Source organism: Psychrobacter sp. ASPA161_9, from assembly GCF_051970275.1.
GTDB lineage: Bacteria > Pseudomonadota > Gammaproteobacteria > Pseudomonadales > Moraxellaceae > Psychrobacter.
In genome coordinates this window covers 197221-212332 of sequence record NZ_JBEFNI010000005.1, presented here as the reverse complement: position 1 = coordinate 212332, position 15112 = coordinate 197221, and the positions used below count along the sequence as shown (strand labels likewise).

General features: G+C 42.0%; 14 protein-coding genes and 1 pseudogene. 8 read left to right on the top strand and 7 right to left on the bottom strand.

Translation table 11 applies throughout. The features are described from left to right. Nucleotides 1–3: 3 nt before the first annotated feature. On the bottom strand, nucleotides 4–531 hold the full coding sequence (locus tag ACTQ9S_RS07970; RefSeq protein ID WP_440454639.1) for a DUF1850 domain-containing protein: 528 nt from the start codon (nucleotides 529–531) through the stop codon (nucleotides 4–6). Next, on the bottom strand, nucleotides 509–1540 hold the full coding sequence (locus ACTQ9S_RS07965) for a TAXI family TRAP transporter solute-binding subunit (RefSeq protein WP_440454638.1): 1032 nt from the start codon (nucleotides 1538–1540) through the stop codon (nucleotides 509–511). The genes ACTQ9S_RS07970 and ACTQ9S_RS07965 overlap by 23 nt, the downstream gene beginning before the upstream one ends. Before the next feature lie 213 nt (nucleotides 1541–1753). Between ACTQ9S_RS07965 and mtnP the strand changes: the two genes are divergently transcribed. Next, on the top strand, nucleotides 1754–2686 hold the full coding sequence (gene mtnP, locus ACTQ9S_RS07960; protein ID WP_440454637.1) for an S-methyl-5'-thioadenosine phosphorylase: 933 nt from the start codon (nucleotides 1754–1756) through the stop codon (nucleotides 2684–2686). A gap of 113 nt (nucleotides 2687–2799) precedes the next feature. Here the strand turns inward: mtnP and ACTQ9S_RS07955 are convergent, their stop codons facing one another. The 5 genes from ACTQ9S_RS07955 to arsS form a co-directional block, all read right to left on the bottom strand. Next, nucleotides 2800–3867, bottom strand: coding sequence for a methyltransferase domain-containing protein (locus ACTQ9S_RS07955; protein WP_440454636.1), 1068 nt, complete (start codon nucleotides 3865–3867; stop codon nucleotides 2800–2802). A 101-nt stretch (nucleotides 3868–3968) separates the two neighbouring features. After that, the gene (locus tag ACTQ9S_RS07950; protein ID WP_440454635.1) at nucleotides 3969–4586 is read right to left on the bottom strand and encodes a TIGR04282 family arsenosugar biosynthesis glycosyltransferase; all 618 of its coding nucleotides are present in this window, start codon (nucleotides 4584–4586) and stop codon (nucleotides 3969–3971) included. A 131-nt stretch (nucleotides 4587–4717) separates the two neighbouring features. Further along, nucleotides 4718–5476, bottom strand: coding sequence for a TIGR04283 family arsenosugar biosynthesis glycosyltransferase (locus ACTQ9S_RS07945; protein ID WP_068328533.1), 759 nt, complete (start codon nucleotides 5474–5476; stop codon nucleotides 4718–4720). A 17-nt stretch (nucleotides 5477–5493) separates the two neighbouring features. Continuing rightward, entirely contained in the window at nucleotides 5494–6303 is an 810-nt protein-coding gene (locus ACTQ9S_RS07940; RefSeq protein ID WP_440454634.1) for a DUF547 domain-containing protein, read from the bottom strand. 78 nt (nucleotides 6304–6381) lie between these two features. Next, nucleotides 6382–7362 carry an arsenosugar biosynthesis radical SAM (seleno)protein ArsS gene (arsS, locus tag ACTQ9S_RS07935; RefSeq protein WP_440454633.1) on the bottom strand — a complete coding sequence of 327 codons (981 nt, stop codon included), beginning with the start codon at nucleotides 7360–7362 and terminating at the stop codon, nucleotides 6382–6384. A gap of 523 nt (nucleotides 7363–7885) precedes the next feature. On the opposite strand from arsS, the gene ACTQ9S_RS07930 reads away from it, so the two are divergent. The 7 genes and pseudogenes from ACTQ9S_RS07930 to ACTQ9S_RS07900 all read left to right on the top strand — a co-directional run bounded on the left by ACTQ9S_RS07930 (nucleotide 7886) and on the right by ACTQ9S_RS07900 (nucleotide 15080). Beyond that, a complete protein-coding gene (locus ACTQ9S_RS07930) occupies nucleotides 7886–8815 on the top strand; it encodes an alpha/beta fold hydrolase (protein ID WP_440454632.1) in 930 nt (309 codons plus the stop codon). A 260-nt stretch (nucleotides 8816–9075) separates the two neighbouring features. Beyond that, nucleotides 9076–9897 carry a 2,3,4,5-tetrahydropyridine-2,6-dicarboxylate N-succinyltransferase gene (gene dapD, locus ACTQ9S_RS07925; RefSeq protein ID WP_068036694.1) on the top strand — a complete coding sequence of 274 codons (822 nt, stop codon included), beginning with the start codon at nucleotides 9076–9078 and terminating at the stop codon, nucleotides 9895–9897. A gap of 171 nt (nucleotides 9898–10068) precedes the next feature. Next, nucleotides 10069–11289: an L-2-hydroxyglutarate oxidase gene (gene lhgO / locus ACTQ9S_RS07920; RefSeq protein WP_440454631.1), complete on the top strand. Its 1221-nt coding sequence runs from the start codon at nucleotides 10069–10071 to the stop codon at nucleotides 11287–11289. A gap of 319 nt (nucleotides 11290–11608) precedes the next feature. Further along, the gene (queE, locus tag ACTQ9S_RS07915; protein WP_068036700.1) at nucleotides 11609–12340 is read left to right on the top strand and encodes a 7-carboxy-7-deazaguanine synthase QueE; all 732 of its coding nucleotides are present in this window, start codon (nucleotides 11609–11611) and stop codon (nucleotides 12338–12340) included. Nucleotides 12341–12439: 99 nt separating this feature from the next. Further along, entirely contained in the window at nucleotides 12440–13513 is a 1074-nt protein-coding gene (locus ACTQ9S_RS07910) for a multidrug resistance efflux transporter family protein (RefSeq protein WP_350656753.1), read from the top strand. 150 nt (nucleotides 13514–13663) lie between these two features. Further along, on the top strand, nucleotides 13664–14299 hold the full coding sequence (locus ACTQ9S_RS07905; RefSeq protein WP_068036705.1) for a trimeric intracellular cation channel family protein: 636 nt from the start codon (nucleotides 13664–13666) through the stop codon (nucleotides 14297–14299). Between the two features lie 117 nt (nucleotides 14300–14416). Further along, nucleotides 14417–15080: pseudogene (locus ACTQ9S_RS07900) on the top strand (trimeric intracellular cation channel family protein). Nucleotides 15081–15112 lie beyond the last annotated feature (32 nt).

Genomic DNA, 15112 nt, shown 5'->3' with positions numbered 1-15112 from the left:
ACATTATCGTGATCCGTCACTTGAGAGTTCATGACAAAAGTCCTTTTTCAATCTATCAATTAAATTATACGCCTTAGGCGTAATAGTTACTTCAGAATAATCTGGCGCCCACTCATGAATCAAAAGCCGATAGTCAGCATAATCAAGCTCACCCTTGGTAAGCCTGGACACTACCCAATTAAGGCTAGGCAGTTTTTCATTGATTTGATAACCCAAATAGCCAGGTTTTTGTATGGGCGCAAGCGCTTCAGTAGAAGGGGTGCCGGCGCCAAATGCTTCAAAATAAGTAGTGGTCAGGAGTAGTCCATCGTTTTCACGTTGATACTGCTCCTCCCACCACTGTTTTTCTACAGAATGAATCCAGCGCAACTGAAAATTAGGTTCAGTGAAATAACAGGTTCTTCCATCGACTTGCACTTCGATAACAGGCTGACGTGATAAGCTGGCCCATGGCGCAAAAAAAACTAGCGCAACAACCAGTGCCGCGCTAGTTAATAGCCATAAACGTTTATTTGGCTGCTTGCTCATCATAGTACTTTTTAGCTCCAGGATGAATCGGTGCTACCATGCCAGTGTTGGCAGTCTCTAGACTGATATCAGTGGCCGCTTGGTGTGCTGTTCTTAAACCATCTAAGTTTTCAAATAAAGCCTTGGTCAACTTATAACCGTCAGCTTCAGATAAATCCGAGCGTACTAATAAGGCATTCATAATCGCTGCAGTTGGAATGGCTGTATCATTACCATAAGTGCCTGCAGGAATCTCGAAAGTTTTAAAGTAAGGTTTGGTTGCAATGATTTCATTAAGCTTGTCTTGATTGATGGTTATCAGCTGCAAATCTAGGCCCTGCTCTAACTCCATCAATGACGAGTTTGGTAGACCACTACTAAAGAATGCCGCTTCGATTTTACCCGCTTTCATGCCATCTGCTGCTTCAGCAAAGCCTAGATAATCTACTTCAACATCATCATAAGTGATACCGAACCCTTCTAATAACGTTCTAGCATTAACTTCAGTTCCAGAGCCTTGATCGCCTACTGCAATACGCTTACCGCGCAAATCTTCAATATTTTTGATGCCAGATTTTTTGGTAGTGACAACTTGCACCACGTTAGGATATAACACAGCAATCTGTTGAATGTTGGCTATTGGCTGATCGAAGTTGTTTTTACCTTCAACGGCATCAGTGACGACATCACTAAGCGCCAGTACCATATCAACCTTGCCTTGGGTCAGTAGATTGACGTTTTCTACTGAAGCGCCTGTCGTTTGTGTTTTTGAGTTAACCCCAAAGGTCTTGGCATAAATCTCTGATAGCGATGTACCAATGATATTATAAGGGCCTGACGCGCCCCCTGTCGCTATGGTGACAAACTTAGTCTCAAGCTTATCATCAGCAGCTGGGGCAGCCGTTTCTGACTCGCCAGTGACCGCTGAATCATCAACGCTCGCCGTTTCATTTTCTGTTTTTGAGCACGCAGTGAATGCTAAACTAGACGCAATCATTGCTATGATTAGAGACGTTTTACTGGTCAATTTCATTGGTTTCTTCCTTGATGATTAAGACTATCTTCGGTTATAAGTTAATTTAATTTATCAATAGCCTAGTAAGCATACCGCAACTCACTTCAAATACAAATTATATCTAACGACTTTTTCGTGTTATACCTATAAGCCTCTCATTAATAGTGATTTATTTTTGAAAAAATATAACCTATGCTGACGACAATCATAACGACATGGAAGCCAATTAAGATGAGCACAGTAATAGATAGTCAAATCGCAAATGAAAAGCCTTTAAACAATAGCACCTCCACAACTATTCGCAAATCAGCTGATATCGCTATTATCGGTGGTAGCGGTCTGTATCAAATGCAGGCTTTAACCAATAAGCGCAGCGTTAAAGTTGAGACACCCTATGGGGATCCATCCGATGATATTGTACTCGGTGAACTTGATGGCGTAACGGTCGCATTCTTAACGCGACATGGTCAAGGGCACAGATTGACCCCATCTGAGGTGCCTTATCGTGCCAATATCTATGCATTAAAGACCTTAGGCGTCAGCTATATCGTCTCAGTCTCAGCAGTTGGCTCATTGCAAGAGTCGCTGAAGCCATTAGATATGGTCATTCCTGATCAAATGATTGATATGACTAAGCAGAGAGTAAACTCGTTCTTTGGAGATGGTGCGGTCGCCCATGTGTCAATGGCTGACCCTTTATGCCCTGAAGTAGCAGACATCTTAATGCGAGCTTATGATAAAGCCAATATTACGGATGGACAGTGCCACCCTAAAGCGACCTATGTATGTATCGAAGGGCCGCAGTTTTCTACTCGCGCAGAATCACACTGGTATCGACAGATGCAAGCGGACATCATCGGCATGACCAATATGCCAGAAGCGAAGCTGGCACGTGAAGCAAGTATCGCCTATGCCACCTTGGCGCTAGTGACCGATTTTGATAGCTGGCATCCTACCGAGGAAGCCGTCAGTGCCGATTATGCTATAAAAAATCTAATGAAAAATGCAGATAACGCGCAACAAGTGATTAAGCAAGCAATCGCTCTACTTGCCGCCGAACAGCCTAAATCAATCGCTCATACTGCGCTAGCTCAAGCGTTAGTCACCCCTATTGAAGCGATGGATGAACAAACCAAAACTAGACTTGCAGCGTTACTTCCTTAGATGTTGAAATATGCATTCAATAAAAGAGGCCATCAAATCATTTGATGGCCTCTTTCATGTTTAATAGACTATTTTTTAACAAATAGTTTTTTTAAATCATACAAATCTTATTTTTAACAACAGCTGCCTGAATCAACAGACGTCCCAGCATTTGAGCTAGACATTATATTCGCTTGATTACCAAATGGCAGGATGTCACCACAGCCTGCAAAAATACCGTAGTGGCGACTATCATCTCCAATAAAGTCAAAATGCTTAGCAAAGCGCGATTCTTTTAGCATACGAAAAGTATTACCGCAGACGGGGAAGACGCGACCCGTCTCAATCGCATGATGCTTATCTAAATCAAAACAATGCGTTAGCTGGTCAATGGTTCCGTGATAAACGACTGCTTGACCGTGGTCTTCACAAGCATCTTCAAGCGTTGCAATCTTAAATAATCGATAAGTAGCGGAAAAAAACTGAATATCACCAATCTTAGCGGCAAGTAGCGTATCAGTGATTTCAAGCGGACGATCTTCAACCAAACGTGGGTCTAAAAAATCAGCATTTCGCGCTAGACGCTCAAAATCCTTCCAGTATAATGCACCGCTCAAACACTCTCCATAGAGGACAGGATCATTGGTTAAGTGCTGCGGGATACGGCGGTCTGCATATACGTCAGAGAAGTAAAACTCACCGCCCGGCTTAAGCAAACGCTGCACACTGGCCATCACCGCGGCTTTATCAGGTGATAGGTTAATGACACAATTTGAGACAATGACATCGAAACTATTAGGGTCTAAATTTAGCTCATCTAGCTTTTCGATATAACCTTTTAAAAAAGTCACATTGTCGTAGCCGAATTTATCGATATGATAGTCTTGATACTGGTTAGCAATAGCCAATTGCTCATCCGTCATATCAACACCGACCACATGACCTGTCTTGCCAACTAATTGTGCGAGCGCATACACATCACGGCCTGATCCACATCCCAAATCTAGGATACGGCAACCTTTAAGTAGCGCTGGGCAGACCAATCCACAACCATAGTATCGACTTAAAACTTCATCATGAATATTGGCTAACAAAGGCTTTAACCAACTTGGCATATTGCTAACATCACAGCATGCTGACGTTTTTAAGTCCTCGGTGCTTTGTAGCTGCTTGCCATAATAATCTTGAACGACCTCATGCATAATAACTTCCTTGTTAATAATAAAACAGCTTAAGCAATCTTATAAATGTCATTCTAAAAGTAATAAAAATTAGTCACATTTAGAGGACAAGCCAATCAACATCATATTTTTTCAAGCCAGCCTACGGGCAGGTATTTTAAATCTGCAGGCTCATCAATATCATGTAATGGATTTAGTAATATCAGCGACCAATCCAATGCTTTAATACGCTGTCGAGTCACCGCTGCTACGCTGGCAGTACTCCACTCGATATCCGAGAATAAATCAGCATGAATTTGCTTAAATCCTAAGAGCACATAACCGCCATCCGAGGCTGGAATCATTACGGCATCAGACTGCTCTAGTTGCTGCGCTGCACCTTGGATACGTGTTTCAATCAGACTGGGACAATCAGTACCAATTAATAAAACCTGTTCAAATTTACTCAAAGCTTGCTGGCTGGCAGTTAACATACGCAACCCTAAGTCACCATCTGCTTGCGCTGACCACTGTAATGACTCGGGTAAATTAAGCATCTGCCAACATGGGTCATTTGGTGCTGGACTAACGCACAGCTCAACGCTAAACCCAGTTGCTACTGCCTGCTCAACACTATGCAATAACAGCTGGCGTGCCATACTGGTAGAGCCTTCGATACCGAGTGCGGGTTGCAGACGAGTTTTTGCCATGTCACGTGCGGGAAACTTGGCAAAGATAATGATGAGCGTGTCTGTTGGCATAGGATACTTTGGCATATAATATTTAAATTTATTTGTAGGGTGCGCCGCGTGCACCGATAGAAAGTTGTTGTTCTAAATTGGTGCGCATGGCACACCCTACGCTTGCTGCTTAATGGTCTTTAAGTTAATAACTAATTTTTATAGTAACGCTGTTTGATATTATCAGCAGATACACCGCACCAATAATCAAAGCGCAACCGCCACATCAGTAATATCGTGCGCCAAGTGCCATACTGTTGCCAGCGCCGTGGTGAAGTTATCACCTTACTATTTAGACAAGCTGGCTTACCGATAGCTTTAAGACGTTTGCAAAGCTCAATATCTTCCATCAACGGCTGGTCAGGGTAACCGCCTAGCTGCTCAAAAAGTTCTCGCTCAACAAATATTGCTTGGTCACCTGTAGCAATCCCACTCAATCTCGAACGCCAATTCATCATTTGACTGACTACCTTGAGCATCCACTCAGAACTGTCCAAATGTACATCGAAACGCCCCCACTCTGCTCGCATGACTGCCGATTTAATATCGGTGATAGCGTGGTTCGGCAACTGCGTATCAGCATGCAAAAATAGTAATATGTTACCTGTTGCTAGGTCAGCACCTGCATTCATCTGGGTAGCACGACCAGCGGCGGACTCTACTACTTGCCAGTCAGCAACTTGCCCGTTACTAGCTGATTGGCTAGCGATAACTGAGTGACTGGTATCGATCAACCCTTCAATCAGTTTCTTGGCGACAGCCACTGAGCTATCCGTTGAACCGCCATCGACTAATATGACTTGATGCGGTAGTGGATTCAGATGGACAATATGACTAATCAATCGCGGCAAATTGTCCGCTTCATTTAATACCGGTATTACGATAGAGATATTAATTGCCACAGCAGTCATGTTTCTTAACGCCCAGTTTATTTTTTATTCAAGCGCCAATCATAATCAGTGTAGCTGATTTTAGTCTTGCCACTTTTTAGATCGGCGGCTTGAGATTTATTAAGACCCAAAGATGAACTATAACGACCTAAAAAACCCTCTAAGTTATTAGTACCACGCCAATTTGTCGCGAAGTCTTCTTTGTACCATTTAAAAATTGGTGAGACCTCAAGCGTGCTGCCTTTAAGACGATTACGACTACTATCGGCTAAGAATTTACTGGTTACTTGCTCTAGCTGCTTGTCTAATTTGTTGCCTGTGAAAGCATCATCTAACAGGGCTGGGCAGCCAATGCTCGCACAATTAACCGCAAAGTGAATACGCGGGTCGTTATAACGCTTGGAGCCACGAATCAGATTGTGTTCAATATCATCCAGCGAGCGTGTTTTACCCAATAATGGAATAAAATTCTGCTTCCAAGGCGAGCTTAATAATGATCCAATATCTTTAATCGACTTGATATTTGGATATTTGGTGAGCACCAACTCTACCGTAGCCGCGTTGTAGACATTAATTAAAAAGGCTAATTGCTCATCTTTATTCCAACGATTGAATTCAGATTGACTAACTTTACTAGTGGCACTCAGATAGCTTGACAGCTTACTCTTATCCGCTTGCATACCAGCATAATCCACCACTGACGCCTTACCAGCACTAGTCATGGTCACATGTTTGTCTAGCAACGCATCCCAACTGCTGTGATTAAAGTCAGCATAGGCCACTGCACTTGATAACAAGATAGTGGTAGCAATAGTCGTCTTGACTACTAAGTTATTGAATAACGACATCGTATTAACTCCGTTGAAATTGATAGGTTTTTACCTATGCTAATTTTATGTACTTTAATTTTGTGGACTATAACAAAGCTAAATAGCTGACTCTTCTAAAATTCCACCGCAGCTGCTGCCTTGTCCTGCCGTACAACCATAACAGTGATCTGCAATGGCAATATCATCACCAGCAGGATTCTGCATTAATAAATCTCGTAGATGCCGACGGGATTTGTTTGGTACCGGAATCTTTAGCTGCTGATTAAAATCGCAATCAAACAACTCTCCTAACCAATTGACACTAATGGTCGAGCGGCACATAACTTCGGTTAAGTTAGCAGCCACATAATTGGCTTTGAGCAGATCCATATAGGGATGGAATTCATTTTTAGCTAATAGCACCGCACCAAAGCGCTGAATAGGCATATTGGTTAAGGCAAACAGCTGATTAAACTCAATATCGAAGTGCGCTTTCAACTCGTGCTTATAGTCAGCTTCCAGCTGTTGCTGATTGGGTGGTAGCGTTGCACCTTGCGGGTTATAAACAAGATTCAACGTTAAATTAGAGTCAGCTTTATTATCGCTCTTTCCGTAACCCAAGGCATTAAGCTTATGCAATCCTAAAATACTGTCATCAAAAGCCCCTTTACCGCGCTGCTTGTCTACATTTTCTAACGAGTAACAAGGTAGCGAGGCGACGACTTCAACCTCATTATCCGCTAAAAACTGCGCCATATCTTCATAACCTTCTTCCATCAGAATCGTCAAATTACAGCGATCAATCACTTTTACACCCAACGCTCGTGCTGCTTTGACCAAGTGCTTAAAATCTTCGTGCATCTCAGGCGCGCCACCGGTCAAATCTAGCGTATCGATATTTTGTGCTTGTAGGACTTGTGGAATGAGATCAACTAGCTCACGTGACATCATCTCCGTACGGTACGGACTGGCTGCGACATGACAATGCACACAGGACATATTGCATAAGTAGCCCATATTAACTTGCAGGACTTTGAGTTTCCGTCTTTTAATAGTAGGAAAATCAGTATCTTCGAGTAGTTCAATGGTAGATTTCATAATGGTATAGAATCCAGTTGTTGGCCCTCTTTAGCGTAAGGAAACATAACTAAAACTCTGACTTAAGCAATATTAATCTTATAAGTTCGCTGTCAAAATAAAGTTAATCTAATTAATAATACCTTATTTTTTTCTCATATTTTTATTAATATTAACTATTTAGCTGGTTATTCCATATCAGCACTAACTTTTATTGGGTGCTACGAGACGTTCATCGGATATATACAGACGATATAAATAGCCAAATAATATTGACCGCATCTGGCTTTATAGTTAGATTGGTTGCAGCCATAATTTGTTGCATGATGAATTTATCCTAAATAAATGTGATAAAACATTGATTTTGTAGCTTATCGATATAATAAAGTGCTATTAAAGACAGGTTATCTAGAATGATATGATTATAATATGCACCCTAGAGCGCGTTAAATAATCAAAAAGGATAAGACGGTTATAAGCGTAGACTCCAACACAATACAACAGGCCATACGTTTTAAACCCATAACTATTTAAGGATTCGCTTATGAGTACTTTTGAACAAATTACTTCTTCTGATAATACCCATTATTTGCATCATACATTTTTTGAGCCAACAGACGGCGAGGTTAAGGCGACCTTGCTAATCGTACACGGCATGGCAGAGCACAGTGGTCGCTATGCAGAATTTGCGCAATTCTTAGCCGACAATGGTATTGCAGTCGCTACTTATGATCAGCTCGGTCATGGACGTACCATTAAAGCACCAGATGAGTTGGGGTTTTTCGGTAATGAGCACCCTGCACAATCATTATTAAAAGATGTCATCGTTATGGCGAATACTTTAAAAAATCGTCATCCTGATGTGCCGCACTTCGTTATGGGTCACTCGATGGGTTCATTTATCGTGCGCACCGTACTTAAGCATCATGCTCAAGATTTTACTGGAGCCATTCTGATGGGCACCGCAAATGCGAATCCACTAGTAAAAATCCTGCTTCCGTTAAACACTATTCTTGCAAAAACAGCCCCAAAAAAGCCAAATACCGTATTCGCCGAAATCATGAATAAGGTACTCAATGCTAAGCTTAATGAGCGTATTTCCCCCTCTCCATTTGCATGGTTAAGTGAAGACACTGCTAATATTGAAGCATATGAAGCTGACCCACTGACTGGTTTTGACTTTACTAACAATGGTTTTATGACGTTGTTTACGTTGATGCAGGCTGGATTGCATAAAGGCTGGGCATCTACTATCAACAAGAGCTTTCCGATGCTATTTGTCAGCGGCGAGAACGATCCTATCGGTAATATGGGTCGCGGCATTCGCGATATAATCAAAAACTTGCATAAGCAAGGCTTTAGCAATACTGATGCACGCTTATACCCTAACATGCGCCACGAGCCGCTACATGAGCAACACCAAACCGTGGTTTATCATGATATTTTGCATTGGATACGTCATTTAAGTGCATAACAGTGGCTGACTCGGTTTGCTAAAACTCGCCAAATTAGCGACAATACGCTAAGCTACTTTTTTAGTATTAGTTGCCAGTCATATTTAGTTGCAGCTCATATTCAAATATAAAATCTATTTTCAATTACCTTCACCTATACCATCTCAAAAATTAGAGTAACGCGGAAAACAAGTGCAAGCCCTACAGCTAGTAGGCTAAACGAGTTTGACAAAGTTAAGCAGGTTTTTAGGTTTGGTATGATCACTTTTTAGGAACTTTTATGTCATTACAACAGACCATCGAACAAGCATTTGAAAAACGTAACGAATACAGCCCAAGCACTATGCCACAAGACGTACGCGACGCCATTAATGAAGTGCTTGAAAAGTTAGACAATGGTAGCTTGCGCGTTGCTGAAAAGAAAGATGGCGAATGGGTTGTCAATCAGTGGGCCAAAAAAGCGGTCTTACTATCGTTCCGCCTCAATGACAACTATGTCATGCCAGCTGGCGAGCATGTGCAGTTCTATGACAAAGTGCCAACTAAGTTTGCTGATTGGACCGAAGCACAGTTTAAAGAAGCTGGCGTACGTGTCGTACCACCAGCAGTTGCTCGTAAAGGCTCATATATCGCAGCAGGCGCAGTGTTAATGCCATCATATGTCAATATCGGTGCTTATGTCGATCAAGGCGCCATGGTAGATACATGGGCGACTGTTGGTTCATGTGCTCAAATTGGTAAAAACGTGCATCTATCAGGTGGCGTGGGTATCGGCGGCGTACTTGAGCCACTACAAGCCAACCCTACTATTATTGAAGACAATTGCTTCATCGGTGCACGTTCTGAAATCGTTGAAGGCGTGATCGTAGAAGAAGGCGCAGTTATCTCTATGGGCGTCTATATCGGTCAGTCTACGCGCATTTATGACCGTGAAACGGGTGAGATTCATCGTGGTCGCGTACCAGCTGGCTCAGTTGTCGTACCAGGCAGCTTGCCTTCTGAAGACGGCACCCATAGCTTATATGCCGCTATCATCGTGAAAAAAGTCGATGCGCAAACACGCGCTAAAACTTCAGTAAATGAGCTATTACGCTTAGCATAAACGAATCACCTTTAAATAACTTTTATATCATTTCAGCTGTTATTTAATTGTGAGCGTTGTACTCAGTTTAATGAAAAGCCGACTTGTCCTAAGTCGGCTTTTTTCTGAGTGCTTGGCAATTGGAACAGTTCTATACTGTTCATTTTCAGACTGCTTATCAAAGGAACTGATATGATTAACTGTCACTACGCCATTATTGGTGGAGGCATTAACGGACTCTCTGTGGCACGGCAATTACTTTTGGATTTTCCAGAATCTGGAGTCACGGTGTTTGAAAAAGAAGGCGATGTCGCCCAGCACCAGTCAAGTCATAACTCCGGTGTAGTACATGCTGGTCTTTATTATGAGCCGGGTGGTCTTAAAGCACGCTTATGTCGCCGAGGTGCTGAATTGGTCAAACAATACTGTTTAGAAAATAATATTGCTTATGATGAGTGCGGAAAAGTAGTAGTGGCATTAAATGTCGTTGAAGAAGCTAGGCTAGAGAGTATCTATCAAAAATCTATCGCCAATAAAGTGCCAAACGTTCGCATGCTAAATGGCGAAGAAATCAGAGAGGTTGAGCCCAATTGTATTGGCACTAAAGCTCTCTACTCTCCGCGTACCGCTATCGTAAGCTATGGAGATATTGCCATAGAAATGGCAAAAGAAATCAAGCAAAAAGGCGGCAATATTATCCTTGGGAAAAAGGTGATTCGTTTAACTGAAAAAAATAATAAAGTTATTGTCCATTTCTCAGGCCATCTTTCAGACAGTGACCAACACGATATTCATTTCGATCAGGTTATTGCTTGTGCTGGCCTGCAGTCTGATCGACTAGCCGCTCATTCAGGCGATATAGAAACTCCTAAAATAGTGCCATTTTTTGGTCAGTATTACGTGATTGATGAAGCTTACAAAGCACACGTTAAAGGTTTAATTTATCCTGTTCCCGACCCTAGCTATCCCTTTTTAGGCGTGCATTTTACCAAACGCATTGATGGTCAAATGACCATTGGGCCAAACGCATTTATCTCTTTTGGTCGTGAAAATTACAGCGGTAAAGATTATAATATCTCAGATATTTATGACTTTCTCACCTATAAAGGTTTTTGGAAGTTTTCGTCGAGAAACATGTCTGCGGCCGTGCGTGAGTTACGTACGGTACTAAGCCAAACGAACTTTGTCGAACAAGCCGCTAAATATGTTCCCTCTTTAGCAAATGTCTCAGTAACCCCCGCTACCAGAGGGATTCGTGCGCAAGCAATGGAGACTGACGGCTCTTTAGTCGATGATTTCGTTATTAGAAAACAGGGAAACATTACCCATATTCGTAATGCACCATCGCCAGGTGCAACGTCATCCTTAGCGATTGCCGAATATATCGTCAGAGAAGTCATGACGCATTCATAAATATAGTCAGTACAACATAAAATCATTACGTTGGTGACCATGTTACGTTAATAGCCATGTACTGCATCTATTTTAAAGTAAATGAGCTATAGCATGATTAACAGTCTAATGAATTAGTCGTGAGCTTTTTTGCTACACTCCAGTATCTTTTTTTGCGGCTTAATAGGATAGCTTACGTTATAATCCTTTTATTATTAATAATATGACTGAGTTATAAGTTTATCTACCTTGTAAATCATCTTTTTATAAGCCCTCTTTTTTCGTCTTGATTGATACCTGTCTAAACATGTATCGACACTTAACTGTATTTGAAAATGTTATGAATGAGTCATCACTACGCAACCTTACTATTCCTGTCACCGATCCTGAAGCAGGACTTCGTATCACTGAAATTTTTTATTCTTTGCAAGGTGAAGCCTTAACTTCAGGCTTGCCGACGATATTTGTACGCCTGACTGGCTGTCCGCTACGCTGCGTCTATTGTGATACTGAATACGCTTTTAGTGGTGGCGAGCGTCAGGCGCTTGAAACCATTATGACTACGATTAAAGGTTATCCTTGCAAACGCATTTGTCTTACCGGTGGCGAGCCCTTAGCACAGCCTAATGCTATTGAACTTATGAAGCGCTTATTAGCCGATGATTATGAAATCTCCCTTGAAACAGCAGGTGCACTCACGGTAGAAAACGTCCCGCCAGTTGTCAGCAAAGTCATGGATCTTAAAACACCAAGCTCAGGTGAAGTTGATAAAAACCTATGGTCAAATCTTGATTATTTAACCCAACATGACCAGATTAAGTTTGTCATTATGAATCGTGAGGATTACGATTGGGCAAAGGTGAAACTGTTTGAGCATAAGCTTGATAAACTGGTCGGTACCGTTTGGTTTTCACCAATGTTCAATGTAGCAGATGATTTTGATGAAGAGGCCAGCCCTGAAGTGCCTGTACTGGCGCGAGAACTTGCAGAATGGATGTTAGCTGATGCGCTGCCTGTACGCTTTCAATTGCAATTACACAAAATCATCTGGGCGGATGCCAAAGGTAAATAGCCAATAATCAAAGCCTAATAGCTGCCCTGTCTTAGTAAAATTATAATAGTCAACCCACACACTTAAAAGCATATACCAGCCAGCTGTAAGGACACAGGAATGGTCAGATTAATTTTGTTAGGCCTACTGGCTGGTGCGTTTTTTAGCTCGACGTTTATTTTAAACGAGCTGATGAGTGCAGCCGGTGGTCATTGGTTTTGGTCGGCAAGTCTACGTTATGTTTTTATGTGGCTTATCATTACCGTTATTATTACGATGCAATATGGTTTTGGTCGCATTAAAGAGCTGACCACTATTTTTTGTCAGCATTGGGGTTTTTGGTGTGTGACCGGAAGTATTGGCTTCGGGTTATTTTATACGGGCATCTGCTATGCCGCTGACCATGTCGCAGGTTGGGTCGTTGCGGCGACATTTATGTTCACTGTCGTCACCAGTTTGCTCGTACTATTGGCCTTTGGACAGCGCTTTGATAAAAAGTTTATTGGTTACGCGCTATTAGTATTTATCGGTGTGGTGCTAGTCAACGTCAGTGAAGGCCTACGTGCCGCTGCTGTAACAGATATCAATGCTGCGCCAATGGCAGAAATGCTGCTTTACGGTGCATTACCTGCGCTGATTGCCGCTTTTAGCTATCCCATCGGTAATCAATTAGTCTGGCAAGTCTCTTACAACGCGAAAAAAGCTAACGCTGATAAGCGTGATGCTGCGAAATATAAAACCTTAGCAGACGACGCTATTAAACAAAGTAGCGCCATTACCGTCCAATCTCAAACTACTCTCCAAACCCTGATTGCACGCATTCCTGCTATCGAAACCTCACTGTTGCAAAATGCTTTTAATAAAGTATGGCTAATGACTTTGGGTAGTTTGCCGTTTTGGTTACTTTCAGGCATTATAGTGCGGCCTGAATTGCCTGATACTTCACAACTATTTAATACTTTATTAGTAGCACTATTGGCAGGAGTAGCAGCGACCACTATCTTTCTGTATGCGCGTGGTCAAGCGCAAACGTCAAGTGAGGTTGCTGGGGTAGATTCGACCCAAGCCAGCGAGGTGATATTTGCTTTAATTGGCGGTATATTATTATTGAATAATGCGATACCCTCAGCGATGGGGCTCATCGGCATTGCACTGATTATGCTAGGATTGGTGTTGTTTGCAAAAGATGGTTAAAAAACGCTTAAATCTTATTCGGCCGCTTAGCAAAAGTTATATCAGTTATATAAGATAAGTTATTAGCATTAAACTAAGTTATTAGTATTAAATAATGCTCAAGTTAGAGCGTTCCATCAACTTTGATAGTGAGTGCTTGGTGATACAATCATGACTAATGATTTGATTTTTCCTGATATCTTACTCTATTTACTCGATATGGTTGGCGTGATTGCTTGTGCTATCGCCGGAACTTTGCTGGCTCAGCATAAAGGCTTTGATATCGCTGGCTGTATTCTCGTATCTATGGTCAATGCAATTGGCGGCGGTACGCTACGTGATATGGCATTGGATCGCCATCCTCTATTTTGGATGACCGATCTCAATTATGTGATTGTAATCACTGTGACTTCCTTAATTCTGCAAATCTTTTTTCATTTGTATCACAAGATTGATAACGCACTGAAGCTTTTTGACGCGATTGGCTTAGCAGCATTTAGCGTTATTGGCTTTAAAGTTGCATTAAACCAAGACATGTCACCGCTAATTGCAATTATGATGGGGGTCTGGACCGCTATCATTGGTGGTATGCTGCGCGATATTATTTGTAATGAGATACCGATGGTACTGCAGCGTGAGATTTATATCTCTGCAAGTATTGCCGGATCAGTGACTTATTTGCTGCTTGAAAATTTGGGCGTAAATGCAGGATTGAATGAATTTATCATGCTTGGCGTTATCTTTGCCGTGCGTATGCTAGCGTTGCGCTTTGATTGGCATCTGCCCTCTATTCGCTTGGTTGATTAGTTAATTAGAATAAATCTTGCATAATCTTAGAATCAAACTGCTCTGTTTTTCCTGTTGAACATACTGACTATTAGCAATCATACCTTTTAATAATTAAGAACTTAGTGAGAATCACCCATGTTGGCTATCGCCCTGGACCCCGCGGAATTGATTACCACTTTTGACCCACGCTCTTTGATATATCTGTTTGATATGATCGGCATTGTTGCTTGTAGTATTTCGGGTACGATATTAGCCAAACATAAAAACTTCGATGTATTTGGCTGCTTACTGGTATCGATAGTGACGGCAATCGGTGGTGGTACGGTACGCGATGTGATTTTGGATCGTCATCCGCTATTTTGGATGGTGGACATGAGTTACCTTACGGTCATCACTATCTCTTCATTAGCGATGCAGATATTCTTTCATCCCAATTCAAGACGGGTCGATAAGTTTTTAAAACTCTCTGATACGATTGGTCTATCAGCCTTTACCTTAATCGGGATCAAAGTTGCCGACAGTATGGGCCAATGTCCCCGTAGCATTGTTACTGGGCGTCATTACGATTATTGTCGGTGGTATCATCCGCGATATGATCTGCAACGAGATTCCGTTAGTGCTCCAGCAGGAGATTTATATTACCGCAGCACTAACTGGTGGCATTCTCTACTTTGCGCTACACAACCTAGGCGTAGCTGAATGGGTTGCTGATATCTCTGCTATGAGTACTATCTTTACCTTAAGGATGCTTGCCATTCGTTATGACTGGCAGTTTCCGACACTCGAATGGAAGTATTAAAGCCTAGCAACTATTAATACAGCAACTGCCAA

Coding starts and splice junctions, on each gene's coding strand:
- ACTQ9S_RS07970 (WP_440454639.1), bottom strand. CDS start 531: ATGATGAGCAAGCAGCCAAATAAACGTTTATGGCTATTAACTAGCGCG.
- ACTQ9S_RS07965 (WP_440454638.1), bottom strand. CDS start 1,540: ATGAAATTGACCAGTAAAACGTCTCTAATCATAGCAATGATTGCGTCT.
- mtnP (WP_440454637.1), top strand. CDS start 1,754: ATGAGCACAGTAATAGATAGTCAAATCGCAAATGAAAAGCCTTTAAAC.
- ACTQ9S_RS07955 (WP_440454636.1), bottom strand. CDS start 3,867: ATGCATGAGGTCGTTCAAGATTATTATGGCAAGCAGCTACAAAGCACC.
- ACTQ9S_RS07950 (WP_440454635.1), bottom strand. CDS start 4,586: ATGCCAACAGACACGCTCATCATTATCTTTGCCAAGTTTCCCGCACGT.
- ACTQ9S_RS07945 (WP_068328533.1), bottom strand. CDS start 5,476: ATGACTGCTGTGGCAATTAATATCTCTATCGTAATACCGGTATTAAAT.
- ACTQ9S_RS07940 (WP_440454634.1), bottom strand. CDS start 6,303: ATGTCGTTATTCAATAACTTAGTAGTCAAGACGACTATTGCTACCACT.
- arsS (WP_440454633.1), bottom strand. CDS start 7,362: ATGAAATCTACCATTGAACTACTCGAAGATACTGATTTTCCTACTATT.
- ACTQ9S_RS07930 (WP_440454632.1), top strand. CDS start 7,886: ATGAGTACTTTTGAACAAATTACTTCTTCTGATAATACCCATTATTTG.
- dapD (WP_068036694.1), top strand. CDS start 9,076: ATGTCATTACAACAGACCATCGAACAAGCATTTGAAAAACGTAACGAA.
- lhgO (WP_440454631.1), top strand. CDS start 10,069: ATGATTAACTGTCACTACGCCATTATTGGTGGAGGCATTAACGGACTC.
- queE (WP_068036700.1), top strand. CDS start 11,609: ATGAATGAGTCATCACTACGCAACCTTACTATTCCTGTCACCGATCCT.
- ACTQ9S_RS07910 (WP_350656753.1), top strand. CDS start 12,440: ATGGTCAGATTAATTTTGTTAGGCCTACTGGCTGGTGCGTTTTTTAGC.
- ACTQ9S_RS07905 (WP_068036705.1), top strand. CDS start 13,664: ATGACTAATGATTTGATTTTTCCTGATATCTTACTCTATTTACTCGAT.